Origin of the sequence: Streptomyces sp. NPDC006624 (assembly GCF_040611555.1) — a bacterium.
Classification (GTDB): Bacteria; Actinomycetota; Actinomycetes; order Streptomycetales; family Streptomycetaceae; genus Streptomyces.
Window position 1 is genome coordinate 121513 of the sequence record NZ_JBEXOM010000008.1, and the last position, 25762, is coordinate 147274.

The 25762-nt window shown below is 72.9% G+C and carries 20 protein-coding genes and 1 pseudogene; 6 read left to right on the forward strand and 15 right to left on the reverse strand.

Annotation, left to right across the window (positions count from 1 at the left end; genetic code table 11):
* Positions 1-67: 67 nt before the first annotated feature.
* Positions 68-1201: a molecular chaperone DnaJ gene (gene dnaJ / locus ABZY20_RS17470; protein ID WP_094057618.1), complete on the reverse strand. Its 1134-nt coding sequence runs from the start codon at positions 1199-1201 to the stop codon at positions 68-70.
* A complete protein-coding gene (gene hrcA / locus ABZY20_RS17475) occupies positions 1201-2217 on the reverse strand; it encodes a heat-inducible transcriptional repressor HrcA (protein WP_031111606.1) in 1017 nt (338 codons plus the stop codon). The genes dnaJ and hrcA overlap by 1 nt, the downstream gene beginning before the upstream one ends.
* A gap of 171 nt (positions 2218-2388) precedes the next feature.
* On the opposite strand from hrcA, the gene ABZY20_RS17480 reads away from it, so the two are divergent.
* Both ABZY20_RS17480 and ABZY20_RS17485 read left to right on the forward strand, forming a co-directional pair.
* Positions 2389-3120, forward strand: a complete 732-nt coding sequence (locus ABZY20_RS17480) for an MBL fold metallo-hydrolase (RefSeq protein WP_356442405.1) — start codon at positions 2389-2391, stop codon at positions 3118-3120.
* A gap of 31 nt (positions 3121-3151) precedes the next feature.
* Positions 3152-3952 carry a DUF3097 domain-containing protein gene (locus tag ABZY20_RS17485; RefSeq protein WP_356442406.1) on the forward strand — a complete coding sequence of 267 codons (801 nt, stop codon included), beginning with the start codon at positions 3152-3154 and terminating at the stop codon, positions 3950-3952.
* A 132-nt stretch (positions 3953-4084) separates the two neighbouring features.
* Here ABZY20_RS17485 and hemW read toward each other — a convergent pair whose 3' ends face one another.
* On the reverse strand, positions 4085-5317 hold the full coding sequence (gene hemW / locus ABZY20_RS17490) for a radical SAM family heme chaperone HemW (protein ID WP_356442407.1): 1233 nt from the start codon (positions 5315-5317) through the stop codon (positions 4085-4087).
* A 27-nt stretch (positions 5318-5344) separates the two neighbouring features.
* Positions 5345-7570: a SpoIIE family protein phosphatase gene (locus ABZY20_RS17495; protein ID WP_356442408.1), complete on the reverse strand. Its 2226-nt coding sequence runs from the start codon at positions 7568-7570 to the stop codon at positions 5345-5347.
* 102 nt (positions 7571-7672) lie between these two features.
* Here ABZY20_RS17495 and ABZY20_RS17500 point away from each other — a divergent pair.
* The 3 genes and pseudogenes from ABZY20_RS17500 to ABZY20_RS17510 form a co-directional block, all read left to right on the forward strand.
* A pseudogene (locus ABZY20_RS17500) lies at positions 7673-8149 on the forward strand (hybrid sensor histidine kinase/response regulator); the annotation flags it as partial.
* Positions 8150-8151: 2 nt separating this feature from the next.
* On the forward strand, positions 8152-8376 hold the full coding sequence (locus ABZY20_RS17505; RefSeq protein ID WP_356442409.1) for a response regulator: 225 nt from the start codon (positions 8152-8154) through the stop codon (positions 8374-8376).
* Positions 8373-8843, forward strand: coding sequence for a response regulator (locus tag ABZY20_RS17510; protein ID WP_356442410.1), 471 nt, complete (start codon positions 8373-8375; stop codon positions 8841-8843). The genes ABZY20_RS17505 and ABZY20_RS17510 overlap by 4 nt, the downstream gene beginning before the upstream one ends.
* Before the next feature lie 89 nt (positions 8844-8932).
* Here ABZY20_RS17510 and ABZY20_RS17515 read toward each other — a convergent pair whose 3' ends face one another.
* Together ABZY20_RS17515 and lepA are read right to left on the reverse strand one after the other, a co-directional pair.
* Positions 8933-10807: an AMP-dependent synthetase/ligase gene (locus tag ABZY20_RS17515; protein ID WP_356442411.1), complete on the reverse strand. Its 1875-nt coding sequence runs from the start codon at positions 10805-10807 to the stop codon at positions 8933-8935.
* Positions 10808-11086: 279 nt separating this feature from the next.
* Positions 11087-12955, reverse strand: coding sequence for a translation elongation factor 4 (gene lepA, locus ABZY20_RS17520; protein WP_356442412.1), 1869 nt, complete (start codon positions 12953-12955; stop codon positions 11087-11089).
* Between the two features lie 238 nt (positions 12956-13193).
* On the opposite strand from lepA, the gene rpsT reads away from it, so the two are divergent.
* Positions 13194-13460: a 30S ribosomal protein S20 gene (gene rpsT / locus ABZY20_RS17525; protein WP_086849999.1), complete on the forward strand. Its 267-nt coding sequence runs from the start codon at positions 13194-13196 to the stop codon at positions 13458-13460.
* A 193-nt stretch (positions 13461-13653) separates the two neighbouring features.
* Here rpsT and ABZY20_RS17530 read toward each other — a convergent pair whose 3' ends face one another.
* The 9 genes from ABZY20_RS17530 to leuS form a co-directional block, all read right to left on the reverse strand.
* Entirely contained in the window at positions 13654-14049 is a 396-nt protein-coding gene (locus ABZY20_RS17530; protein WP_356442413.1) for a nuclear transport factor 2 family protein, read from the reverse strand.
* A gap of 238 nt (positions 14050-14287) precedes the next feature.
* Entirely contained in the window at positions 14288-15277 is a 990-nt protein-coding gene (gene holA, locus ABZY20_RS17535; RefSeq protein WP_356442414.1) for a DNA polymerase III subunit delta, read from the reverse strand.
* A 226-nt stretch (positions 15278-15503) separates the two neighbouring features.
* Positions 15504-15749, reverse strand: a complete 246-nt coding sequence (locus ABZY20_RS17540) for a hypothetical protein (protein ID WP_356442415.1) — start codon at positions 15747-15749, stop codon at positions 15504-15506.
* Between the two features lie 42 nt (positions 15750-15791).
* Complete coding sequence (locus ABZY20_RS17545; RefSeq protein ID WP_356442416.1) at positions 15792-16622, reverse strand: arylamine N-acetyltransferase; 831 nt, start codon at positions 16620-16622, stop codon at positions 15792-15794.
* A gap of 4 nt (positions 16623-16626) precedes the next feature.
* Positions 16627-19152 (reverse strand): ComEC/Rec2 family competence protein, encoded by a 2526-nt coding sequence (locus ABZY20_RS17550; RefSeq protein ID WP_356442417.1) that lies wholly within the window; start codon positions 19150-19152, stop codon positions 16627-16629.
* 236 nt (positions 19153-19388) lie between these two features.
* Positions 19389-20525, reverse strand: coding sequence for a ComEA family DNA-binding protein (locus tag ABZY20_RS17555; RefSeq protein ID WP_356442418.1), 1137 nt, complete (start codon positions 20523-20525; stop codon positions 19389-19391).
* A 119-nt stretch (positions 20526-20644) separates the two neighbouring features.
* Entirely contained in the window at positions 20645-21490 is an 846-nt protein-coding gene (locus ABZY20_RS17560) for a DegV family protein (protein ID WP_356442419.1), read from the reverse strand.
* Positions 21491-21562: 72 nt separating this feature from the next.
* Positions 21563-22369, reverse strand: a complete 807-nt coding sequence (locus ABZY20_RS17565; RefSeq protein WP_356442420.1) for a hypothetical protein — start codon at positions 22367-22369, stop codon at positions 21563-21565.
* 279 nt (positions 22370-22648) lie between these two features.
* A complete protein-coding gene (gene leuS, locus ABZY20_RS17570; protein ID WP_356442421.1) occupies positions 22649-25522 on the reverse strand; it encodes a leucine--tRNA ligase in 2874 nt (957 codons plus the stop codon).
* Between the last annotated feature and the right edge of the window lie 240 nt (positions 25523-25762).

Here is a 25762-nt window from a genome sequence, read left to right on the forward strand (position 1 = left end):
CCCCGGCTGACTGTGCCTGCCCGGAGGGCGACCCCCGGACCCCCGGCAGACGCCGGACAGCCCTCCGTCAGCGCCCGTTGAACGCATCCTTCAACCGCGAGAACAACCCCTGCTGCCCCGGCTGGAACTGGCCCTGCGGGCGCTCCTCGCCGCGGAGCTTGGAGAGCTCGCGCAGCAGCCGCTCCTGCTCGGGGTCGAGCTTGGTCGGGGTCTGGACCTCGACGTGGACGATGAGGTCGCCGCGTCCGCCGCCGCGCAGGTGCGTGACGCCCCGGCCGTGCAGCGGGATCGACTGGCCGGACTGGGTGCCCGGGCGGATGTCGACCTCCTCCATGCCGTCGAGCGTCTCCAGCGGCACCTTCGTGCCGAGGGCCGCCGCCGTCATGGGGATCGTCACCGTGCAGTGCAGGTCGTCGCCGCGCCGCTGGAACGTGCTGTGCGGCAGCTCGTGGATCTCGACGTAGAGGTCACCGGCCGGGCCGCCGCCCGGGCCGACCTCGCCCTCCCCGGCGAGCTGGATGCGCGTGCCGTTGTCGACACCGGCCGGGATCTTGACCGTGAGCGTGCGGCGGGACCGCACGCGGCCGTCGCCGGCGCACTCGGGGCACGGGGTCGGGACCACCGTGCCGAAGCCCTGGCACTGGGGGCAGGGGCGGGACGTCATGACCTGGCCCAGGAAGGACCGGGTCACCTGCGACACCTCACCGCGGCCGCGGCACATGTCGCAGGTCTGCGCCGAGGTGCCCGGCGCCGCGCCCTCGCCGTTGCAGGTGTTGCAGACGACGGCCGTGTCGACCTGGATGTCCTTCGTCGTGCCGAAGGCCGCCTCGTCGAGCTCCACCTCGATGCGGATCATGGCGTCCTGGCCGCGGCGGGTGCGCGAGCGCGGTCCGCGCTGCGACGCCGTGCCGAAGAAGGCGTCCATGATGTCCGAGAAGTTGCCGAAGCCGCCGGCCCCGAAGCCGCCCGCGCCGCCGCCGGCCTGCGAGAGCGGGTCGCCGCCGAGGTCGTAGACCTGCTTCTTCTGCGGGTCCGACAGCACCTCGTAGGCGGCGTTGATCTCCTTGAACCGCTCCTGGGTCTTCGGATCCGGATTGACGTCCGGGTGCAGCTCGCGGGCGAGCCGCCGGAAGGCCTTCTTGATCTCTTCCTGCGACGCGTCGCGGCGCACGCCGAGTACGGCGTAGTAGTCCGTGGCCACTACGACTCCGCCAGGATCTGTCCGACGTACCGTGCCACTGCGCGTACCGCTCCCATCGTTCCCGGGTAGTCCATGCGGGTCGGTCCGACCACGCCGAGCTTGGCGACTGCCTCGCCGCCCGAACCGTAGCCGACCGACACGACGGACGTGGAGTTGAGTCCTTCGTGGGCGTTCTCGTGACCGATACGGACGGTCACGCCCGGATCCTTCGCCTCGCCGAGCAGCTTGAGGAGCACGACCTGCTCCTCGAGCGCCTCCAGCACCGGCCGGATCGTGAGGGGGAAGTCATGACCGAAGCGGGTCAGATTGGCGGTGCCGCCGATCATCAGCCGCTCCTCGTTCTCCTCGACGAGCGTCTCCAGGAGTGTGGAGAGCACCGTGGAGACCGTACCCCGGTCCTCGTGCTCGAACGCCTCCGGGAGATCTTCCACCAGACTCGGCACATCCGCGAAACGGCGGTTCGCCACACGGCTGTTGAGACGGGCACGCAGATCCGCGAGGGAGGCCTCGCCGAAGGGCGCCGGACAGTCGACCACCCGCTGCTCGACCCGCCCGGTGTCCGTGATCAGCACGAGCATCACCCGCGCGGGCGCCAGCGAGAGCAGCTCCACGTGCCGCACGGTGGACCGGGTCAGCGACGGGTACTGCACGACGGCGACCTGGCGGGTGAGCTGCGCGAGCAGCCGCACCGTGCGCGCCACGACGTCGTCGAGGTCGACGGCGCCCTCCAGGAAGTTCTGGATCGCGCGCCGCTCGGGCGCGGTCATGGGCTTGACACCGGCGAGCTTGTCCACGAACAGGCGGTAGCCCTTGTCGGTGGGGATGCGCCCGGCGCTGGTGTGCGGCTGGGCGATGTACCCCTCGTCCTCGAGGGCCGCCATGTCGTTGCGGACGGTCGCCGGGGAGACGCCGAGGTTGTGCCGCTCGGTGAGGGCCTTGGAGCCGACCGGCTCCTCGGTGCCGACGTAGTCCTGGACGATGGCGCGCAGCACCTGCAGTCTGCGTTCACTGAGCATCGCGCACACCTCCAGAAGTCGTCCGCCCGTTGCCCGCCGTTCACGGCCTGGCACTCTGCGCGTGCGAGTGCCAGCATTCCCCGGCCCAGTGTACGGCGGTGGGGTACACCGTCGGCAAGGCTGGTCGTGCGGCGCCGTGCCCGCGGCGGGGGGCACCGCTAGCGTCGCGGTATGACGGTGACTTGGGAAGAGGCGGGGTGGGAGCGCGTGGCCGCCGGGGTGGGGCGGTGCCGGCTGCCGGTGTGGGACTGCACGGCGGGGCTGGTCGCCGGTGCGGACGCGGTCCTCGTGATCGACGCGGGCTCCAGCCCGGCCGAGGGCGCGCGGCTGCGTGAGCAGGCACACTCGCTGACCGGTCGTCGTGTGACACATCTCGCGCTGACCCACCCCCACTTCGATCACGTCTTCGGGACGGCGGCCTTCCCGGACGCGGAGGTGTTCGCGGCGGTGGGCGTGGACACGGTGCTGACGCGGCTGCGGGACCGTGAGGAGCTGGCTGCGGACGCGGAGCGCAACGGCCTGGCGGAGGACGTCGCGCGGGAGGCGGCCGGGCGGCTGGCCGCCCCCCGCCACCTGGTCTCCGGCGAGTGGACCCTGGACCTGGGCGGCGGGTGCCAGGTGCTGCTGGCGAACGTGGGCCCGGGGCACACCGCGTACGACCTGGCGGTGCTGGTGCCGGGCGATCCGGAGGTGGTGTTCTGCGGCGACCTGGTCGAGGAGTCCGGCGAGCCGCAGGCGGGCCCGGACGCCGTGCCGTCGCGGTGGCCGGCCGCCCTGGACCGGCTGCTCGCCCTGGGCGGCGAGGACGCGCTGTACGTGCCCGGTCACGGAGCGGTGGTGGACGCGGCGTTCGTCCGGGCCCAGCGCGACGCGCTGACGGCCCGTTTCGGCGTGTCTCCGTGATCGCCCCGCGGCTTCTCCTATCGTCATCCGAATGCGCCAGTACTCTCCGGACCTGACCCCGCCGTGGAAGAAGCCCCAGCCGGTTCCCGAGGTCCCCGCGGAGCCGGGCCTGGTGGTCGAGGAGTCCGGTACGGGCTTCTGCGGCGCGGTGATCCGCTGCGAGGCGGGCACGGTCACGCTGGAGGACCGCTTCGGCAAGCACCGGGTCTTCCCGATGGAACCGCGCGGTTTCCTGCTGGAGGGCAGGGCCGTGACGCTGGTCCGCCCCTCGTCCGGCGGCCCGGCCCGCCCCACCCGCACCGCCTCCGGCTCGGTGGCCGTCCCCGGCGCCCGCGCCCGCGTGGCCCGCGCCGGCCGCATCTACGTCGAGGGCCGGCACGACGCCGAGCTGGTCGAGAAGGTGTGGGGCGACGACCTGCGCGTCGAGGGCGTGGTCGTGGAGTACCTGGAGGGCGTCGACGACCTTCCCGCCATCGTCGACTCCTTCGCCCCGGGCCCCGACGCCCGCCTCGGCGTCCTGGTCGACCACCTCGTCCCGGGCTCGAAGGAGTGGCGCATCGCCCGGTCGGTGACCAGCGAGCACGCGCTGGTGGTCGGCCACCCCTACATCGACATCTGGGAAGCGGTGAAGCCGGCGTCCCTGGGCATCGGGGCCTGGCCCCGGATCCCGAGGGGCCAGGACTGGAAGACGGGCGTGTGCCGGGCCCTGGGCTGGCCGGAGAACACGGGCGCGGCCTGGCAGCGGATCCTGTCGGGGGTGCGGTCGTACAAGGACCTGGAGCCGGAACTGCTGGGCCGGGTGGAGGAACTGATCGACTTCGTGACGGCGTGAGCCGCGGGCGTACCTGCCGGCATTCACCAGGCGCAGCTGCGGGCCGTCGTGCCGCCGGGGGCGGCACGGGTGGGCGCGGCACCCGGCTCGGCCGGGCCCGACGCCCCGGCCCCGGCACCCACGCCGCGCGCCTCAGTCCACCAGATCGCGCACGACACCGTCCGCCAGCAACCGCCCGCGCAAGGTGAGCACGGCCCGCCCCTCCTGGTACGGCCGCTCCTGAAGCAGCCCGTCCGCCAGGGCCCGCCGGGACGCCGCGAGCCCCTCCTCCCGCAGCAGCGACAGCGGCACCCCGTCCCGCAGCCGGAGCTCCAGCAGGATCCGCTCGACCCGGCGGTCCTCGTCGCTCAGCAGCTCACGCCCGGCCCCGGGCGAACGCCCGGCCGCGAGCGCCGCCGCGTAGGCGCCCGGGTGCTTCACGTTCCACCACCGCACCCCGCCCACGTGGCTGTGCGCACCGGGCCCGGCCCCCCACCAGTCGGCACCCCGCCAGTACAGCTCGTTGTGCAGGCACCGCCCCGCCGGGGAGGTCGCCCAGTTCGACACCTCGTACCACTCGAAGCCCGCGCCCGAGAGCACCTCGTCCGCGATGAGGTACCGGTCGGCGTGGACGTCGTCGTCGGTCATCGGGACCTCGCCGCGGCGGATCCGCCGTGCCAGCTGCGTCCCCTCCTCGACGATCAGCGCGTACGCGCTGACGTGGTCCGGGCCGGCCGCCAGCACCGCGTCCAGCGACGCCCGCCAGTCGTCGTCCGACTCGCCCGGCGTGCCGTAGATCAGGTCGAGGTTGACGTGCTCGAACCCGGCCGCCCGGGCCTCCGCGACGCACGCCTCCGGCCGCCCCGGCGTGTGCGTGCGGTCGAGCACCTTCAGCACGTGCTGCCGCGCGCTCTGCATCCCGAAGGAGACCCGGTTGAAGCCGCCCTCGCGCAGGGCGGCCAGATACGCGGGATCGACCGACTCCGGGTTCGCCTCCGTCGTGACCTCGGCGTCCGCCGCCAGCCCGAACTCGTCCCGGACCGCCCGCAGCATCCGTACGAGGTCACCGGCGTCCAGCAGCGTCGGGGTGCCGCCGCCCACGAACACCGTGCGCACGGGACGCGGATCGTCGCCCAGCACCTTTCGCGCCAGCCGGATCTCGTCCACCAGCGTCCCGGCGTAGTTGTCCCGGGAGGCGAGCACTCCGCCGCTGCCGCGCAGCTCGGTGGCCGTGTAGGTGTTGAAGTCGCAGTAGCCGCAGCGGGTGGCGCAGTACGGAACGTGCAGGTAGAAGCCGAGCGGGCGGTCGGCGGCCCCGGCGAGCGCGGACGCGGGCAGCGCCCCGTCCTCGGGGACGGGCTCGCCGTCGGGAAGTGCGGAAGGCATGCCCTCCATTGTCCAGCACCCGCGCCCTCACTCCGCCTGGAGCACCAGCAGCGCCAGATCGTCGGCCGGCGGGCGCGCCGAGAACTCGTGCACCAGCCGCTTGATCCGCTCGGCTATCAGCTCGGCGTCCAGCCCGGCGCAGCCGGCCAGGGCCGCGGCGAGCCCGTCGCCGTCGTCGAACTGGCGTGAACCGGAGCGGCGCTCGGTGACGCCGTCGGTGACGCACAGCAGCGTGTCGCCGGAGCGCAGCTCGAAGCTCTCACTGGTGTACGTGGCGTCCTCGAAGACGCCCAGCAGGGTCTGCGGCTGCGCGGCGGTGTGGACCTCGCCGCCCGCACCGAGCAGCAGGGGCAGCGGGTGCCCGGCGGAGGCGACGGTGCAGCGGACCCCGCCGTCGAAGGGGACCAGCTCGCCGTAGAGCAGGGACAGGAAGCGCGTCTGCGGGCCGTCGCCGGGCGGGGGCTGCCGCGCGCCCGCGGCGACCAGGGCCCGGGCCGCCGCGTCGGCGGCCTCCGTGGCGTCGTCGAGCAGCAGCTGGTTGAGGCGGTCCAGGACGTCGGCGACCCGGTAGCCCTCGCGGGCCAGCAGCCGCAGCCAGGGCCGGGCGAGGCCGATGACGACGGCCGCCTCGGGGCCCTTGCCCTGCACGTCGCCGACGGCGAAGCACCAGCGGCCGTCCCCGGCCGGGAACAGGTCGTAGAAGTCGCCGCTGGGCCCGCCCTTGTCGTACGGCTCGTAGACGAGGGCGCTGCGCACCCCGGGGATCTCGGCCACGGCGCCGGGCAGCAGGCCGCGCTGCAGCACGGCGCTGATGGTGGCCTGCCGAGCGTACTGGCGGGCGGCGCCGATGGCGAGGGCGACGCGGCGGCCGAGGTCCTCGACCAGACCGGTGATCTCGTCGGGGAAGCGGGCGGTGCCGGACCGTCCGAGGACGAGGGTGCCCAGGGGGCGTCCGCCGGCGGCGAGCCGGTAGGCGAGGGCCGAGCCGGGCGCCCCGGGTGCGTCGCCGAGCGCCTCGCCGGGCCAGGGGTAGTCGACGGGCCCGGACCGCAGCGGGTCGGACGAGGGCGGCGGGTCCTTCTCCAGGGCCCGGCGCAGCTCCTCGATGCGGTTCTCGCTGCCGTGCCAGACCCGGGCCAGCCGGGCCCCGCCCGCCCCGGCCGCGCCGTGCCGGCCGCCGGTGGCCTCGTCCTCCAGCCAGACCGCGCACCAGTCGGCTAGCCGGGGCACGATCAGCTGCCCGGTCAGAGCGGCGACGAGGTCCTCGTCGAGCTGCCCGGCGAGCAGGTCGGAGGCCTCGGCGAGGAAGGACAGGGCGCCCCGGCCGAGCCAGTGGCCGTCGGGTCCGTCCCGGTCCTCGTGGCGGTCGCGCCAGTCCCGTACGTCGGTCCACTCCCGCCAGTCCCCCGGGCCGTGGGGATCCGGCGGTTCGGACCAGTCGCGCCGCCAGCCCGTCCGGGTGTCGCCGGTGGGGCCGGCGTCCCGGCCCCCGGGCGGCTCGGGAGCCAGGATCTCCGCGACCCGCAGGCCGCTCGCCAGGGCGTGCTCCCCGGCGTAGGCCTCGATCTGCTCCCCGGCCTCGCCCCCGGCCGCAGGCAACCGCGCCCAGACGGTCTTCCGCCCGGTCCGGTAGGTGATCCCCCACGCCTCGCAGAGCGCGCCGACGAGCCGCAGTCCGCGTCCGTACTCGGGGGTGTCGTGCGGGGTGTCCGGCTCGCCGCCGCGCGGGGCGCGGGAGGGGTGGTGGTCGGACACCTCGACGACGAGGGCGGCCGTCCCCTCGTCCGCGCCCTCCAGCCGGCACTCCATCTCGACGTCGGTGCCGGCGTGCACGACGGCGTTGGTGACGAGTTCGCTGACGACGAGCAGGGCGTCGGCGGACAGGCGGTCGGTGAGCTGCCCGGCGCCGGGCAGCGCCAGCACGGTCCACTCGGCGAGCGCCGAGCGCAGCAGGGCGCGGGCGGCGCCCGGCGCGGCGGAACTGCCGGACAGGGTCGCACGCGCCCGCGCACACTCCCGCACGGGCGCCTCCGCCTCGGGCACGGGCGCCGTGCACACCGGCGTGCTCGCGGCGGGGACCGGCTTCGCGGCGGACGGGACGGTCGTCCCGGCGGCCGGCGGAACGGCCCCTGCGGTGGTTGCGGGACCCTCGTGAACGGGCCCCTCCTGAACGGGCACAGGCGTCTCCCCAACGTGTGCAGGCACCCCTGAGGCACGGGAGGTGATCTCCCGCTGCGTCGGAATGGCCCCCATGGACAGCTCCCCGGGCAGTTCGTACGAATACGCCACAGTCGATGCCGACAGAGTGACAGACTGACCCCGCCCATAAGCACCGAGTTACCGAAGTGGGCCGCCATGAGTGAGAACCCTGCTACCGCTGTGGTCGAAGACCGGCACGAAGACGGTCATATTCGTGCATCCGATCTCCGTCCCCCGCTCGCCGCGATGGCAGTCGTACGCGCTGGCGACTTCACCAAGGCGCCGGAAACCGGCCACGGGACGGTGGCCGAACTCGCCGGGGGCTTCCACCGGATCACCGCCCGCAGCGTGCACTTCACCGGTGAGGTGCGGCGGGTGCGGCGGGAGCTGGTGCGGCACGGCCGGCTCGACGAGCGGCTCTCGGCCAGTCCGGGGCAGGGGCAGTGGACCTCCCGCGTGAACGACGTGAACCGGCTGCTCGACGCCCTGGTCGCCCCGGCGGCGAACGCCACGCGGGTGCGGGACGCGGTGGCCGGCGGCGATCCGACCCAGCGGGTCGATCTGCACGACGGGACCCGGCAGTCACGCGGCGACCCGCGCCGAGTGGGCCGGGCCTTGAACTCGATGGTGGACCCATGCCGGAGATGGACGGCTGCGAGACGATCTCCGCGATCCGCCCCACACCCCGCTCGGCGGGCCTGCCGATCGTGGCACTGACCGCCGAGGCGATGCCCGGTGACCGGGAGAAGGCCATCGCCCGCGGCGCCAACGACCACGTGCCCGGGCCGGTGGACGTCGACCGGCTGCTGACCGTCGCGTGCGCACTGCTGGACCCCGAGGGCACGGAAGAAGAGGTATGAGCAGCACGGGCACCCGTCACGAACGCGCCGGGATCCTCCTGGTCGACGACATGGAGGACAACCTGACCGCCCTGGAGGCCGTCCTCGCCTCCCTCAACGAACCGCTGATACGGGCCCGTTCCGGCGAGGAGGCGATGAAGGCCGTGCTGCGGCAGCCCGTCGCCCTGGTCCTGCTCGACGTCCGCATGCCCGGCATGGACGGCTTCGAGACGGCGTCCCACCTCAAACGCCTGGTCCACACCCGCGACGTCCCGATCATCTTCCTGACCGGCGCGGACGACGACGCGGGCCTCGCCTTCCGCGGCTACGCCACCGGCGCCGCCGACTACCTGACCAAGCCCTTCGACCCGTGGGTCCTCAGGGCGAAGGTCGGCGTCTTCCTGGACCTCTACCGCAAGGGCAGAGAGGTGGAACGCCTCAGGGCGGAGGTCCAGGAACTGCGACGCCGTGCGGGGGAGGTGCGTTAGAGGCGCGGGGAGGTGCGTCAGGGGCGCGGGGAGCTGCGCGACGAGCCACGGGACGGACCCGCACCCGCCGCACAGCCCTCGGCGACCCCCTACGCCTCGCGCGACCCCGCGTACATCTCCTCGATCAGGTGCTTGTACTCCCGCTCCACGACGGGCCGCTTCAGCTTCAGGCTCGGCGTGATCTCCCCGTGCTCGACGTCGAGGTCACGCGGGAGCAGCCGGAACTTCTTGATGGTCTGCCAGCGCTGCAGCCCCTCGTTGAGCTGCTTCACGTAGCCGTCGACCATCTCGACGGTCTGCGGCGCCGCCACGATCTCCGCGTACGGCTTGCCCTCCAGGCCGTTGTCCTTGGCCCACTCGGTGATCGCGATCTCGTCGAGCGCGATGAGCGCCGTGCAGAAGTTCCGGTCGGCCCCGTGCACCAGGATGTTCGACACGTACGGGCAGACCGCCTTGAACTGGCCCTCGACCTCCGCCGGCGCGATGTACTTGCCGCCGGACGTCTTGATGAGGTCCTTCTTGCGGTCGGTGATCCGCAGGTACCCGTCGGGCGAGAGCTCGCCGATGTCGCCGGTGTGGAACCACCCGTCCGACTCCAGGACCTCCGCGGTCTTCTCGGGCAGGTTGTGGTACCCCTCCATGATCCCGGGGCCGCGCAGCAGGATCTCCCCGTCGTCGGCGATCCGCACCTCCGTGCCGGGCAGCGGCTTGCCGACCGTACCGGTGCGGTAGGCCTCGCCCGGGTTCACGAAGGACGCCGCCGAGGACTCGGTGAGCCCGTAGCCCTCCAGGATGTGGATGCCGGCGCCGGCGAAGAAGAAGCCGATCTCGGGCGCGAGGGCGGCCGAGCCCGAGACGCACGCCCGCAGCCTGCCGCCGAAGGCCTCACGGATCTTGGCGTACACCAGCGCGTCGGCGACCTTGTGCTTCGCGCCGAGCCCGAACGGCACGGACGCGGTCCCGGTCCGCCGGAAGTTGTCCTGGGAGACCTTGGCGTACTCGCGGGCGACCTGGGCGGCCCACTGGAAGATCTTGTACTTGGCGCCGCCGCCCGCCCGGGCCTTGGCGGCCACGCCGTTGTAGACCTTCTCGAAGATGCGCGGCACGGCCGCCATGTACGTCGGCTGGACCACCGGCAGGTTCTCGATGATCTTGTCGACACGGCCGTCGACGGCGGTGACGTGCCCTGCCTCGATCTGCCCGGAGGTCAGCACCTTGCCGAAGACGTGCGCCAGCGGCAGCCACAGGTACTGCACGTCGTCCTTGCTGACCAGCCCGGTCGCCGCGATCGCCTTCGCCATGTACGACCAGTTGTCGTGCGGCAGGCGCACGCCCTTGGGGCGGCCGGTGGTGCCGGAGGTGTAGATGAGGGTGGCGAGCTGGTCCTTGGTGATCGCGCCGACCCGTTCCTTGATCAGCTCCGGGTCCTTCTCCAGCCGGGCCGCGCCGCGCCTCTCCAGCTCCTCCAGGGTGAGGATCCAGTCGGCGGTCTCGGCGCCGGCCGGGTCGACGACCACGACATGGGTCAGCTCGGGCAGCTCGCCGTGCTTCTCCTTGGCCTTGGCGACCTGCTCGGCGTTCTCCGCGATGAGCACCCGGCTCCCGGAGTCGGACAGGATGTACGCCGACTCGTCGGCGTTGGTCTGCGGATACACCGTGGTCGTGGCGGCGCCGGCGCACATGATGCCGAGGTCGGCCAGGATCCACTCGATCCGGGTGCTGGAGGCGAGGGCGACGCGCTGCTCGGGCTGCACGCCCAGCTCGATGAGCCCCGCCGCGATGGCGAAGACCCGCTCGGCTGCCTGCGCCCAGGTCAGCGACTTCCACTCGTCCGGGCCCTGGCCGGTGGACGAGGGAACCGGATACCGGTACGCCTCGGCGTCCGGCGTGGCCGCCACGCGCTCCAGGAAGAGGCCCGCCACGGACGGCGGACGGTTCTCGATCAAAGTCTGTGTGTCGCTCACGACATCCTCCGGGCCCGCGACAGTGCGGCTGGCTCAGGTGCGGCTGGGTGGCACTCACGAGCTGGGGGGCATGACGAGGTGCAGGTCACGACCCTTGTTTAACTCGCGAGTAACTAGGGAGCAGGGATCAGAGTAAAGGTCGACCGGCCGCCGCGTAAGGGGCTGCGGCCTGTCACTTCACAGAGACAGCTACCCCGCGGACGCACAGGGCCCGCCGCACTTTCGCACGGCGGGCCCCAGTTCTACCCGGTTTGCGGTGTAACCCGCGGTAATCAGCGGTTACTTCTTGCCCTTGCCCGACCCCGCGCTGTCATCGCTCGACAGGACGGCGATGAACGCCTCCTGCGGGACTTCCACGGAACCCACCATCTTCATCCGCTTCTTGCCCTCCTTCTGCTTCTCCAGCAGCTTGCGCTTCCGGGAGATGTCACCGCCGTAGCACTTGGCGAGGACGTCCTTGCGGATGGCGCGGATGGTCTCGCGGGCGATGACCCGGGAGCCGATGGCGGCCTGCACCGGCACCTCGAAGGCCTGCCGCGGGATCAGCTCCTTGAGCTTGGCGACGAGCCGCACGCCGTACGCGTACGCCTGGTCCTTGTGGGTGATCGCCGAGAAGGCGTCCACCTTGTCGCCGTGCAGCAGGATGTCGACCTTGACCAGGCTGGAGGTCTGCTCGCCGGTGGGCTCGTAGTCGAGCGAGGCGTAGCCGCGGGTCTTGGACTTCAGCTGGTCGAAGAAGTCGAAGACGATCTCGGCGAGGGGCAGGGTGTAGCGGATCTCGACCCGCTCCTCGGAGAGGTAGTCCATGCCGAGCAGGACACCGCGCCGGGTCTGGCACAGCTCCATGATCGAGCCGATGAACTCACTGGGCGCCAGGATCGTGGCCCGCACGACCGGCTCGTAGACCTCCGAGATCTTGCCCTCGGGGAACTCGCTGGGGTTGGTGACCGTGTGCTCGCTGCCGTCCTCCATGACCACGCGGTAGACCACGTTCGGCGCGGTGGCGATCAGGTCGAGCCCGAACTCGCGCTCCAGCCGCTCGCGGATCACGTCCAGGTGCAGCAGGCCCAGGAAGCCGACGCGGAAGCCGAAACCGAGGGCGGCGGAGGTCTCCGGCTCGTACACCAGCGCGGCGTCGTTGAGCTGGAGCTTGTCCAGGGCCTCGCGCAGCTCGGGGTAGTCCGAGCCGTCCAGCGGATACAGGCCCGAGAAGACCATGGGCTTGGGGTCCTTGTAGCCGCCGAGGGGCTCGGTGGCACCCTTGGACTGGCTGGTGACGGTGTCACCGACCTTCGACTGGCGGACGTCCTTCACGCCGGTGATCAGATAGCCCACCTCGCCGACACCGAGGCCGTCGGCGCCGAGCATCTCCGGCGAGTTGGTGCCGATCTCCAGCAGCTCGTGCGTGGCGCCGGTCGACATCATCTTGATGCGCTCGCGCTTGTTGAGCTGCCCGTCGATGACACGGACGTACGTGACGACGCCCCGGTAGGAGTCGTAGACGGAGTCGAAGATCATGGCGCGCGCCGGGGCGTCCTTGACGCCGACCGGGGCCGGGACCTGCTCGACGACCTTGTCCAGCAGCGCCTCGACGCCGAGCCCGGTCTTGGCGGAGACCTTGAGCACGTCGGCGGGGTCGCACCCGATGAGGTGGGCGAGCTCGTCGGCGAACTTCTCGGGCTGCGCGGCCGGCAGGTCGATCTTGTTCAGCACGGGGATGATCGTGAGGTCGTTCTCCATCGCCAGGTACAGGTTGGCGAGGGTCTGGGCCTCGATGCCCTGGGCCGCGTCGACCAGGAGGACGGTGCCCTCGCAGGCGGCGAGCGACCGCGAGACCTCGTAGGTGAAGTCGACGTGCCCGGGGGTGTCGATCATGTTCAGGATGTGCGTGTTGGTCTTGTCGTGGGTGGGAGCCCACGGCAGACGCACCGCCTGAGACTTGATCGTGATGCCACGCTCGCGCTCGATGTCCATGCGGTCGAGGTACTGGGCGCGCATCTGCCGCTGCTCGACCACTCCGGTCAGCTGGAGCATCCGGTCGGCGAGCGTGGACTTGCCGTGGTCGATGTGCGCGATGATGCAGAAGTTGCGGATCAGAGCCGGGTCGGTACGGCTCGGCTCGGGCACGTGGCTGGGGATCGCGGGCACGCAGGGTCCTGATTCTTGAGGCGTCCGCAGTGTCTGCGGTCTCGGGTCGGATCGATACGTAGCCTCCATGGTCCCACGGGCGGGGACCATGGACGGGTTTGGGCCGGGAATGGGCCCGCTGGTAGCCTGGGTGGCTGTGCCTCATGCCCTCTCGCAGGAGGCACGACCTCAAGAAATCACCCGGCAGGGATCGTGCGGCATCCGTGCGGCCCGTGCCAGAACCTGAAAAGGCTCATTCGTGGCGAACATCAAGTCCCAGATCAAGCGGATCAAGACCAACGAGAAGGCGCGGCTGCGCAACAAGGCCGTCAAGTCCTCCCTCAAGACCGCGATCCGCAAGGCCCGTGAGGCTGCTGCCGCGGGTGACGCCGAGAAGGCCACCGAGTACCAGCGCGCTGCCGCGCGTCAGCTCGACAAGGCCGTCTCGAAGGGCGTCATCCACAAGAACCAGGCCGCCAACAAGAAGTCGGCGCTGGCTCAGAAGGTCGCCGCGCTCAAGGGCTGACATCTGATGTGACGCCGGAGGGAATCGAGCGGGCCCTCTCTCATCCGCTCCCGTCCGGCACCCCTTTCGGATCCGCGCGCGGCCTGCGTTCGCCACGCGGGCGCGGATCCAGCAGTCTGATCCAAAGGCCGGGCGCTCTCCTGTTCCCCATGGGAGGGCACCCGGCCTTCGGCTTGCCCGGATCCCGTCCCGTTCAGGACCAGAACTCGTCGCTCTTCTCGATGTCCTCGACGCACTCGTCGAGGTCGGTGGCCTTGTCGCCGACGATCCGGAAGACGATGCATCCGGTGTCGTCCAGGTGCCTGCCCTTGCGCTCGGCGGTGACCCTGCACATGCCGACCGCGTGCCCCCGGCCGTCGACGGCGATCCCGAGCACCTCCAGGCGCATCGACCCCGCGGTCTCCTCGGCGAGCCGCCGGTACATGTCGATGATCGCGTCCTGCCCCTTGAAGTCACCCGAGAGCGGGTGGCTGCCGGGCACGTGATGGGTGGCGTCCATCGCGATCAGTTCCCGCAGGGCGTCCAGATCTCCCCGGCTGAAGGCGTCGAACCCCTTGCGGACCAGTGTTGCGTGCGGGTGTTCAGCCATGCCCCTCGCCACCTTTCCGTCCCTTGGCGACGTACGGCTGACACTCCCGATTGTCCCTCCGGGGGGCCCGGGCGGCATGGCGGACCGGTGGCATGGCGGCAATGCGGCAATGCGGCAATGCGGCAAGCCAGCATGGCGGCGTGGCGGCATGGAGCGCCGCCCGGGAGACGGCATACGCGGTGACGGGCCGCGGACCGCGCCGCCGCGCCCCGGTCCGGTCCGGCCCGGGGACGGGACGTTAGCCGCGCCCTCTGGAGCGAGCCGCTCGTGCGATGGTGACCACGGCCTTCTCCAGCGCGTACGCCGGGTCGTCACCGCCGCCCTTCACGCCCGCGTCGGCCTCGGCCACCGCCCGCAGCGCCGTCGCCACGCCGTCCGGCGTCCAGCCGCGCATCTGCTGCCGCACCCGGTCGATCTTCCAGGGCGGCATCCCCAGCTCGCGCGCGAGATCGGCCGGCCGGCCGCCCCGGGCCGACGACAGCTTGCCGATCGCCCGGACGCCCTGGGCCAGCGCGCTCGTGATCAGCACCGGCGCCACCCCCGTGGACAGCGACCAGCGCAGCGCCTCCAGGGCCTCGGCGGTCCGCCCTTCGACCGCGCGGTCGGCGACCGTGAAACTCGACGCCTCGGCACGCCCGGTGTAGTACCGCCCGACGACGGCTTCGTCGATCGTCCCCTCGACGTCCGCGCACAGCTGGGAGACGGCCGACGCCAGCTCCCGCAGATCGCTGCCGATCGCGTCGACCAGCGCCTGGCACGCCTCCGGGGCGGCGGACCGGCCCGCCGTCCTGAACTCGGTCCGCACGAACGCCAGCCGGTCCGCCGGCTTCGTCATCTTCGGGCAGGCCACCTCGCGCGCGCCCGCCTTGCGCGCCGCGTCGAGCAGGCCCTTGCCCTTGGCGCCGCCCGCGTGCAGCAGCACCAGCGTGATCTCCTCCGCGGGCGCCCCGAGGTAGGCCTTCACGTCCTTGATCGTGTCGGCCGACAGGTCCTGTGCGTTGCGCACGACCACGACCTTGCGCTCCGCGAAGAGCGACGGGCTGGTCAGCTCGGCGAGCGTGCCGGGCTGCACCTGCTCGGGGGTCAGGTCGCGGACGTCCGTGTCGGCGTCGGCGGCCTTCGCGGCAGCCACCACCTCCTGCACGGCACGGTCCAGCAACAGGTCCTCCTGGCCCACGGCGAGCGTCACGGGGGCGAGAGGGTCGTCATTCGCAGTCTTCCTGGCCATCGCGCCCAGCATCCCACGCGGCACCGACAACGCGTCCGGACGGACGGTCCCCGCCCCGACGACCCCGCCCGGACGACCTTGCCCGGATGCACAGGCCCGGCCTTGCCCGGACGGACAGGCCTCGCCCCGACGACCGACCCCGCCAGCGAACGCCGGGCGGAGCGGCCCGCGGGAACGCCGGGCGGAGCGGCCCGCGGGAACGCCGGGCGGAGCGGCCCGCGGGCACCTACGGTTCCTCCCGCCAGCCCTCCCACTCACCGGCGAAACGGTCCAGCTCCCCGGGGTCGAGCCGCCCCTCCTCGTCTCTCAGGACGACCAGCCACTGCGCGTCCTCGGCGTCGTCCTCACCGGCCAGCGCGTCCCGCACCAGCTGCGGCTCCTCGACCACGCCGAACCGCTCCGCGAGCGCCTCGGCCGCTTCCTCCGCCGCATCCCGGTCGGGCAGCACCAGCACATGTCGCACATCACTCACGCCGCACATTGTCCGACACGGGCGATGCCGCGCCGCCGCCCCCTAGACGGACCGCCGCAGCACCGGCACGCCGCCGAGCTCGATCCCGAAATCCTCCCGGTACATCCCGAGCACCTCCTCGTCCGTCGCCAGCTCCCGCTCCTCCTTCGTCCCGTCGGCCGCCGTGGACGTGACCTTGCGCCCGCTGAGCGTGATCCGTCCTCCGTCCCCCGTGACCCGCGAACACACCAGTGACCGCGTGAAGTGCGACTCCGGCGAGGTGCTGTGCCACCACGCCCCGACCGCGAAGTCGCCGAGCGTCCGCGGCCGCACCTCCAGGCGGTACTGCGCTCTGCCGTCCCGGGTCACGTCCAGGTCCGCCGCCTCCACGGTGTCGTGCCCACCGCGCACCCCGGCCGCGTCCGGTCCCGCCTCGACGATCCGGAACGCGCCCCCGGGATCCTCCTGCTCCCCCCGCTCCCCGAACGCCAGCGGCAGGTGGCTGTGCGCCCCGAACCCCACGTCGGCCAGCCAGTCGCCCCCGTCCACCGTCCGCACCCGCAGCGCCAGATGGTCGTACGGCACCCCCAACCGCCCCCCGTCCCCGTACACCCGGCCCGCGAGCAGCGTCACGTCGTATCCCAGCGCGGCCAGCAACGCCCCGAAGGACCCGTTCAGTTCGTAGCAGAACCCGCCCCGCCGCGCCCCCACCACCTTGTCCAGCAGCCGCTTCTCCTCCAGCACGATCTCCTCGCCGAGATGGATCGAGAGGTTCTCGAACGGCACGGCCCGCAGATGGCGCAGGTGCAGCTCGCGCAGCACGTCGGCGGTGGGCCACGCCGGGTGCTCGGCTCCCAGTCGGCGGAGATAGGCATCAACCTGTGCTGAGTTCATGCCCTCAGTCTCGCGCCACGGTCAACTCGCCCTCCCCTCCCGCGACCGCCAGCGCGCCGTCCCGGTCCGTCCGCAGCACCGCCGCGCCTCCGGCACGCAGCGCCGCGAGGGTGCCGGGAGCCGGGTGCCCGTACGGGTTGTCCTCGCCGCAGCTGATGAGAGCCAGTCTCGGGGCGGCCCGGCGCAGAAGACCCGGGTCCTGGTAGGCCGAGCCGTGGTGGGCGACCTTCAGCACGTCCACGCCCTCCAGCTCCCGCGCCGCCGGCGACCTCGCCAGAGCCCGCTGGGACGGGGGTTCGAGGTCCCCGAGAAGGAGCAGCCGCAGCCCCGCCGACCTGACCAGCATGGCGACACTGGCGTCGTTCGGCCCCTCCGGCACCGGGTGGGCCGGCAGCAGCCCGGGATGCGGCCCCGCAGGCGCGTCCGGCGGCGGGCTCGGCGGCGGCCACACCACCTGCCAGGACAGCTCCCCCGTGCGCCGCTCTTCCCCCGCCGCCGCCCGCGTCACGGGAATCCGCCGCGCCGCCGCCACTCTCCGCACGAACGCCGCCTGGTCGACGGGCTCCTCCAGCCCCGTCGTCTCGATCGCACCCACCGCCCGTCCACGCAGCACCCCCGGGAGGCCCGCCACGTGGTCGGCGTGGAAGTGGGTGAGCACGATCAGCGGGACCTCGGTGATGCCGAGGTCGCGCAGGCACCGGTCGACGAGCAGCGGATCGGGTCCCGCGTCGACGACCACACCGGCGCCCTCGCCCGCCGCGAGCACCACGGCGTCCCCCTGCCCCACGTCACACATCACCAGCCGCCAGCCCGGCGGCGGCCAGCCCGTGACCACCCGGGTCAGCGGCGGCGGCTGCACCACGGCCAGTGCCAGCAGCAGCCCGCAGGCCCCGCACCACCAGGGGTGCCGGAGCAGCCGCCGCCCCGCCGTCACCACGCCCAGGGTCACGGCCGCGAGCAGCGCCGCGCCGGACCAACTGCCCGGCCAGTCCACTCCCCCGCCCGGCAGCGCCGCCCCGGTCCGCGCGATCTCCGCGATCCACTCGGCGGGCCACTGCGCGCACCACGCCAGGGCCTCGGCCAGCGGCATCGCCGCCGGTGCCGTGGCCAGCGCCGCGAAGCCCAGCACCGTGGCCGGCGCGATCGCGGACTCCACGAGCAGATTGCACGGCACGGCCACCAGGCTCACCCGCGCCGACAGCACGGCGACGACGGGCGCGCACAGCGCCTGCGCGGCGGCTGCGGCGGCCAGCGCCTCGGCGAGGCCCGGCGGCACCCCGCGCCGCCGCAGCCCGGCGCTCCAGCGGGGCGCGAGCGTGAGCAGGGCCCCGGTGGCCACGACCGAGAGCAGGAAGCCGTAACTCCGCGCCAGCCACGGGTCGTACAGCACGAGCAACAGGACCGCCGTCGCCAGCGCCGGGATCATCGACCTCCGGCGGCCGGTCGCCAGGGCGACGAGCGCGACGGCACCGCAGGCCGCGGCGCGCACCACACTCGGATCGGGTCTGCACACCACGACGAACCCGAGCGAGAGCGCACCGCCGAGCACCGCGGTCGCCCGCAGCGAGAGGCCGAGGCGGGGCGCGAGTCCTCGCCGCTCCACGCGCTGCGCCAGCCCCGGTGGACCGAGCAACAGGGCGAGCAGGATCGTGAAGTTGGCTCCGGACACGGCCAGGGTGTGGGTGAGGTCGGTCTCCTTGAAAGCCTCCTCCAGCTCCGGAGTGATCCGCGAGGTGTCCCCGACGACCAGCCCCGGCAGCAACGCCCGGGCGTCGGCGGGCAGTCCGTCCGTCGCCTCCCGCAGCCCGGCGCGCAGCCGCCCTGCGAGCCGTTGCGCCGCCGAGGGCTCACCCACCACCTCCGGCACCGCCCCACCGCGTACCCGCAGCACGGCCGCGATCCGGTCGCCGCGCGTCACGGCGGGCGCCAGCCGCGCGGCACTCAGCCGCAGCCGTGTCGACGGCAGCAGCCCGAGCCATCGCGACCGCACCGGCGGGCCCGCCACCCGGTGCGTGGCGGGCGGCGGTACGTCCACGATCACCAGGACCGGAGTCCGCGTCACCACCGCGGCGCCGCCCGCCTCTTGGGCGCTGCGCACCTCGGCGTCGATGAGCACGGCGGCCGGTGCCACTTGGTCGCCCCGCACCCGGGGCCGGGTGAGCCGCGGGTCGGAGGTCAGCTCGACCTCGGCTGTCACCGTGGCGTACTCCCGCGCCAGTCCCGGCACCGGCCCGCGCCGCAGCTCCGCCCCGTGCAGCCCGGCCGAGGCCGCTGCCGCCGCGGCACACAACAGCACGGCGGCGGCCGAGACCCGCGGCCATGACGCCGCCCCGCGCCGCCGGACCAGCGGCAGCAGCCCGACCAGGACCAGGCAGCCGGCCACGATCGCCACGACCACCGCCGCCGGCGCGTCCAGCACCAGCGCCGCCGTCCCCCAGGCGGCGAGGGCGGGCGGTACCAGCCGCAGGTCCGTGGGGCCCTCCTGACGGGGCCGGGCGGCGCCGAGCCGCGTCCCGGAGGAGGCGTGCACGGACGACCGGACGGCTGGGGGACGGGGGGACGCCTCGCCTGGCTGCGGCCGGGAGGACGGGAGCGGGGGTGCCGCCTCGTCCCGCTGTGAACGGGGGGCAGGCAGCCAGGCTGTCGGCTCGTCCTGCCGCGACCGGGCGTCCGAGAGCCGAGCCGCCGCCCCACCCCGCCGCGACCGAGCAGCCGAGAGCCGAGCCGCCGCCTCGTCTCCCCGCGTCGGCGTCTCCGGGGTGCCGCTCATGGCTGTACGAGATTTCGCAGGTCGGCGAAGCGGCGGTCGCCGATGCCGTTCACCTCGCGCAGCTCGTCCACGGAACGGAAGCCGCCGTGCTGCGTGCGGTAGTCGAGGATGTGCTGTGCGAGCACCGGGCCGACGCCCGGCAGGGTGTCGAGCTGCTCAGCGGTGGCCGTGTTGAGGGAGACCGGAGCCGCCGGCGCCCCACCGACCACCGCCCCGCCGGCCGAGCTGCTCGCCCCGGTCGCCGCGGCGGGGGCCGGACCGCCGACGATCACCTGCTCACCGTCCACCAGGAAACGGGCCCGGTTGAGGGCGTCGGTGTCCGTGCCGGGCTTCACCCCGCCCGCCGCGCTCAGCGCGTCCGCCACCCGTGAGCCCGCCGGCAACCGGTGGATGCCCGGACGGCGCACCTTGCCGCTGACGTCCACGACGATCTCACCCGTTGCCGCCCCCGCCCCCGTTTTCCCCGCGCCGCCGGGAGGCCCGGCTGACCCCGCTGCCCCCGCGGCGGACGCCCCCTCCGGCACCCCGGCGCCGCCCGGCCCGCGTCCCTCCTCGGTCCGGCCGCTCTCCTCGCCATGGCCGTACGGCACCGCCGCCCGCACCACCTCGGGTGGTCGCACGGACTGGGTCCGGCCCGCCCAGAAGTGCTGCACGGCGAACACCGCGGCGGCGATCAGCACCACGGACAGCGCGAGCACACTCCGCAGCTCCAGAGCGCACCTGGCCTGCAACCACAGCGGCATGCGCTCCCGCAGCGCGAGCGCGGCCCGCTCCCGCCAGGCGCCCTCGGCGAGATGGAGGTCACCGTCCGGTGGACCGGCGGGGAGAGTGCCGGGCTCCGCAAGGGCCGTCCGCCGAGCAGGCCCTTGGCGGTGCTCCCCCGCACCGGCCGGACCGGGCGGTGGCCCCTGCCCCGACTCCCGGCGCTCCCCGGCCGGTTCGAGCGGCCCGGCCTGCCCGCCGAACAACACTCCCGCACGCCGCCGGAGTTCCTCAGCGGGTGCATGACGGTGGCGTCCCCGGGCGCGTACGGCAGCCGGACGGCGGCGATGACGGACCCGCCCGTCGGATGCGGGCCCGCGCCCCGGGCCACTGGTCGCGGTCGCTGTGCGTGAACGTGATCGAAGTGCCATGCGACGAGGATCGGACACCCCGGCCCACCCGCGATGATCATGGTGGATTTCCGGGGACAGCGGCCCCGTTGTGGACAACTCCCCCACTCACACGGGTGACTGATGCCCCACCGCACCGTTCACCGCGGCGAAACCACGACCCCCAGCAGCCCGGGCCCGGTGTGCGCCCCGATGACCGCGCCGACCTCGCTGACATGCAGATCGGCCAGGCCGGGCACCCGGGTCCGCAACCGGTCGGCGAGAGCCGACGCCCGGTCCGGGGCGGCGAGATGGTGGACCGCGACATCGACCTCGGCGTCGCCCGCCCGCTCGGCCGCGATCTCCTCCAGGCGGGCGATGGCCTTGGACGCGGTCCGCACCTTCTCCAGCGGTTCGATCCGGCCGTCGGCCAGCTGCAGCAGCGGCTTCACGGCCAGGGCCGAGCCCAGCAGAGCCTGCGCGGCGCCGATCCGGCCGCCGCGGCGCAGGTAGTCGAGGGTGTCGACGTAGAAGTAGGCGGACGTGCCCGCGGCCCGCTTCTCCGCCGCCGTGACGGCCTCGTCCACAGTGCCGCCCGACTCGGCGGCCTCCGCCGCGGAGAGCGCGCAGAAGCCGAGCGCCATGGCGATCATGCCGGTGTCCACCACCCGCACCGGCACGGGCGCCTGCCGGGCGGCGGCGACGGCCGCGTCGTACGTCCCGGAGAGCTCGGCGGACAGATGGAGGGAGACGATGCCGGTGGCACCGGATTCGGCCACCTTGCGGTACGTCTCCTCGAAGACCGCCGGGCTGGGCCGCGAGGTCGTCACCGGGCGCCGCTTCTGCAAAGCCTGAGCGAGGGCGCGCGTGGAGATCTCGGTGCCCTCCTGCAGCGCGCGGTCGCCGAGGACCACGGTCAACGGGACCGCTGTGATGCCATGGCGTTCCATCGTCCGGGCCGGCAGGTAGGCCGTTGAATCGGTGACGATCGCGACATGGCGGGACATGAGCTGGAGGTTACCTGCCGGGGAACCCTTAGGGCAGCCCGGCCCCGGTGGCCCGTGGCGCGCGTGGCCGGATCAAGTGGTGCTCTCGGGGCGGCGCTTCTTCTGCCAGGGATAGGTCTGCGGCGGCGTCGGCGGGGTGATGGCGGGCCGGGCCGGCTCCTGCTCCGGGCTCGACTGCGGCGCCTCGGGCCAGGTCTGCCCGGCGGCCCCGGCACCGGCGGCGGGGGCCTCGGGCCAAGGCTGGGAGGCTCCCGGCCCGGGCTTCGGCGCCGATGCGCGCTCGTCCTTCGGCGCGGCGGACTCGGGCTTCGGCTCGGCGGCCTGGGACTCCGGTGACGTCGTCCAGTGCCGGAGCGCGCCGGCCTCGACGTCGATCTGCGTGCTGAGCGAGTCCAGGTCGTCCTCGGCGAAACGGCGGGCACGGTCGCGGGCGGCCCAGCGCAGCGCGTCGGCCGACTGCGTGATGCGCTCGGTGCGCTCGCGCAGCTCGGGCAGCCGTCCGCGGAGCGCGGTGCGGTCCGGCTCGGACTCCAGGCGCTTCAGCTCGCCGTCCAGCTCGTGTCCGTGCGCGCTGAGCCGCTCGAAGAGGCCGATGGTCTCCTTCAGGGACGCGTCCTCGGCGGAGGCCGCCTGCAGCGCGTCCTGGGTGGCGCGCATCGAGGTGCGCAGCCTGAGCCGGAGCTGGGCCAGCTCCCCGGCGGCGCCCGGCTGGGCGAAGGACTTGGCCCGCAGGGTGTGGTCCTCCACCGTGCGGCGGGCCTGGTCGATGCCGCGGTCCACACCGCGCTTGGCGGCGCCCACCACCTTCACGGTCGCGTACACGCCGAGCACGACCAGGAGCACGACAAGCAGGGCGAATACTGCGAACACTGCTTCCACCGGCTCCTCCTCAGGACGTCTCGCCACACCTCGGCTCGCTCTCCACGGTAAACGCAACAGGCAGGCCCGGAGTTCCAGAAAAACCCCGAACCTGCCCGTAGAGGACCACCACGGGACCACTAGGGGACCACTGGGGGATCCCCCGGAGAGCGGCAGAGCGGCCCACGCGGCCCACGCGGCCCACGCAGTCTGTACGGCCGCCCGTACGCCCGTACGCCCGTACAGACCCCTAAGGTCCCTGCAGCCCGTACGGCCCGTACAGCCCGTACGCCCCCGCGGCTACGCCGGAACGATGTTGACCAGCTTCGGCGCCCGCACGATCACCTTGCGGATCCCGGCCCCGCCCAGCGCGGCGACGACCTTCTCGTCCGCCAGGGCGACCTTCTCCAGTTCCTCGTCGGAGATCGACGGCGAGACCTCCAGCCGCGCCTTGACCTTGCCCTTGATCTGGACGACGCAGGTCACGGTCTCGTCGACCACGTACGCCGGGTCGGTCACCGGGAAGTCCTGGTGGACGACCGAGTCGGTGTGGCCCAGCTTGCGCCACAGCTCCTCGGCGATGTGCGGGGCCAGCGGCGCGACCATCAGCACCAGCGGCTCGGCGACCGAGCGCGGCACCGCGCCGCCCGCCTTGGTCAGGTGGTTGTTCAGCTCGGTGACCTTGGCGATGGCGGTGTTGAACCGCATGCCCTCCAGGTCCCCGCGCACCCCGTCGATCGCCTTGTGCAGGGCGCGCAGCGTCTCCTCGTCCGGCTCGGCGTCCACGACGGTGACCTCGCCGCTCGCCTCGTCGACGATGTTGCGCCACAGCCGCTGCAGCAGCCGGAACTGGCCGACCACCGCACGCGTGTCCCACGGCCGGGAGACGTCCAGCGGGCCCATCGCCATCTCGTACAGGCGCAGGGTGTCGGCGCCGTACTCGGCGCAGATCTCGTCCGGAGTGACGGCGTTCTTCAGGGACTTGCCCATCTTGCCCAGCAGCCGGGAGACCTTCTCGCCCTGGTACCAGTACGCGCCGTCGCGCTCCTCCACCTCGGCGGCGGGCACCGCGATGCCGCGGCTGTCGCGGTAGACGTAGGCCTGGATCATGCCCTGGTTGAACAGCTTGTGGAACGGCTCCGCGGAGGAGACGTGCCCCAGGTCGTACAGGACCTTGGACCAGAAGCGGGCGTACAGCAAGTGCAGCACGGCGTGCTCGGCGCCGCCGACGTACAGGTCGACGCCGCCGTGCGGCTGGCCCTCGCGCGGGCCCATCCAGTACCGCTCGATCTCCGGGTCGACCAGCTTCTCGCTGTTGTGCGGGTCCAGGTAGCGCAGCTCGTACCAGCAGGAACCGGCCCAGTTGGGCATGGTGTTGGTCTCACGCCGGTACTTCTTCGGGCCGTCGCCCAGGTCCAGCGTGACGTAGACCCAGTCCTCGTTGCGGGACAGCGGCGTCTCGGGCTCGGTGTCGGCGTCGTCCGGGTCGAAGGTGCGCGGCGAGTAGTCCTCGACCTCCGGCAGCTCCAGGGGCAGCATCGACTCGGGCAGCGCGTGGGCGATGCCCTCCTCGTCGTAGACGATCGGGAAGGGCTCGCCCCAGTAGCGCTGGCGGCTGAACAGCCAGTCGCGCAGGCGGAAGTTGACGGTGCCCTCGCCGACGCCGGACCGCTCCAGCCACTCGGTGATGCGCGCCTTGGCCTCGGCGACGCCCAGACCGTCCAGGCTGACCTCGTCGTTCGACGAGTTGATGATCTTCGCGTCGTACGACGAGAAGGCGTTCTCCCACGTCGAGGTGTCCGTGCCGCGGCCGTCGGTCGGCTCGACGATGCAGTGGATCGGCAGCTCGAAGGCGCGCGCGAACTCGAAGTCGCGCTGGTCACCGGCCGGGACGGCCATGATCGCGCCGGTGCCGTAGCCCATCAGGACGTAGTCGGCGATGAAGACCGGGACCTGCTCGCCGTTGACCGGGTTGGTGGCGTAGGAGCCGATGAAGACGCCGGTCTTGTCCTTGGCCTCGGCCTGCCGCTCCACGTCGGACTTGGAGGCGGCCTGCGCGCGGTACGCGGCGACGGCCTCGGCCGGGGTGGCGTGACCGCCGGTCCACACCTCGTGGGTGCCCTCCGGCCAGGCGGCCGGGGTGAACTTCTCCACCAGCGGGTGCTCGGGCGCCAGCACCATGTAGGTCGCGCCGAACAGGGTGTCGGGGCGGGTGGTGAAGACGGTGATGCGCTCCCCGTCGATCGGGAAGTCGACGCGGGCGCCTTCGGAGCGGCCGATCCAGTTGCGCTGCTGCAGCTTGATGGCGTCGGGCCAGTCCAGCTCCTCCAGGTCCTCCAGCAGCCGGTCGGCGTAGGCCGTGATGCGCATGTTCCACTGGCGCAGCTTGGCCTTGAAGACGGGGAAGTTGCCGCGCTCGGAGCGGCCCTCGGCGGTGACCTCCTCGTTGGCCAGCACGGTGCCCAGGCCGGGGCACCAGTTGACCGGCGCGTCGGAGGCGTAGGCCAGCCGGAACCCGCCCAGGACGTCGGCCTTCTCGGCGGCGCTCAGCTCGCTCCACGCGCGCGTGTGGCCCGGGACGGGCCGCTCACCGGACTCGAACCGGGCGACCAGCTCGGAGATCGGGCGGGCCCGCCGGGCGTCGTGGTCGTACCAGGAGTTGAAGATCTGCAGGAAGATCCACTGGGTCCACTTGTAGTAGTCCGGGTCGATCGTGGCGAACGAGCGGCGCTTGTCGTGGCCCAGGCCCAGCCGGCGCAGCTGGGCCTTCATGTTCTCCATGTTGGCCTCGGTCGACACGCGCGGGTGCGTGCCGGTCTGCACCGCGTACTGCTCGGCGGGCAGGCCGAAGGCGTCGAAGCCCAGGGTGTGCAGGACGTTGTGTCCGGTCATCCGCTGGAAGCGGGCGAAGACGTCCGTGGCGATGTAGCCCAGGGGGTGGCCGACGTGCAGGCCCGCGCCCGAGGGGTAGGGGAACATGTCCATGATGAACTTCTTGGGCCGGGCGACGGTCTCCGCGTCGCCCGCCAGGTCACCCTTGGGGTTGGGTGCGGCGTAGGTGCCGTCGGCGTCCCAGAAGTCCTGCCAGCGTGCTTCGATCTCGGCAGCCATCGCGGCCGTGTAGCGGTGCGGCGCGGCCACCTCGGAGGTGGCCGCGGGGTTCGTCTCGCTCATGATCCTCAAAGCTCCATCGATCGTCTCTGCCTGCGGGCTGTGTCGTCGAGAAACGAAAAATCCCCTCGCACAGGAGGGGACGCCGCGCCGATTCCGGCCACTCGACTGGTCCGGTGGCCGGGACTGATCAGCGCGGCCCGCTAAGCAGAAGGCGTACGGCACGCATGGCGTCAGGGTACCGCAGGCCCACAGCGCGCCGCGACGCGCTTCCGGGCGGACACAGGGGCCCCTCGCACCCCG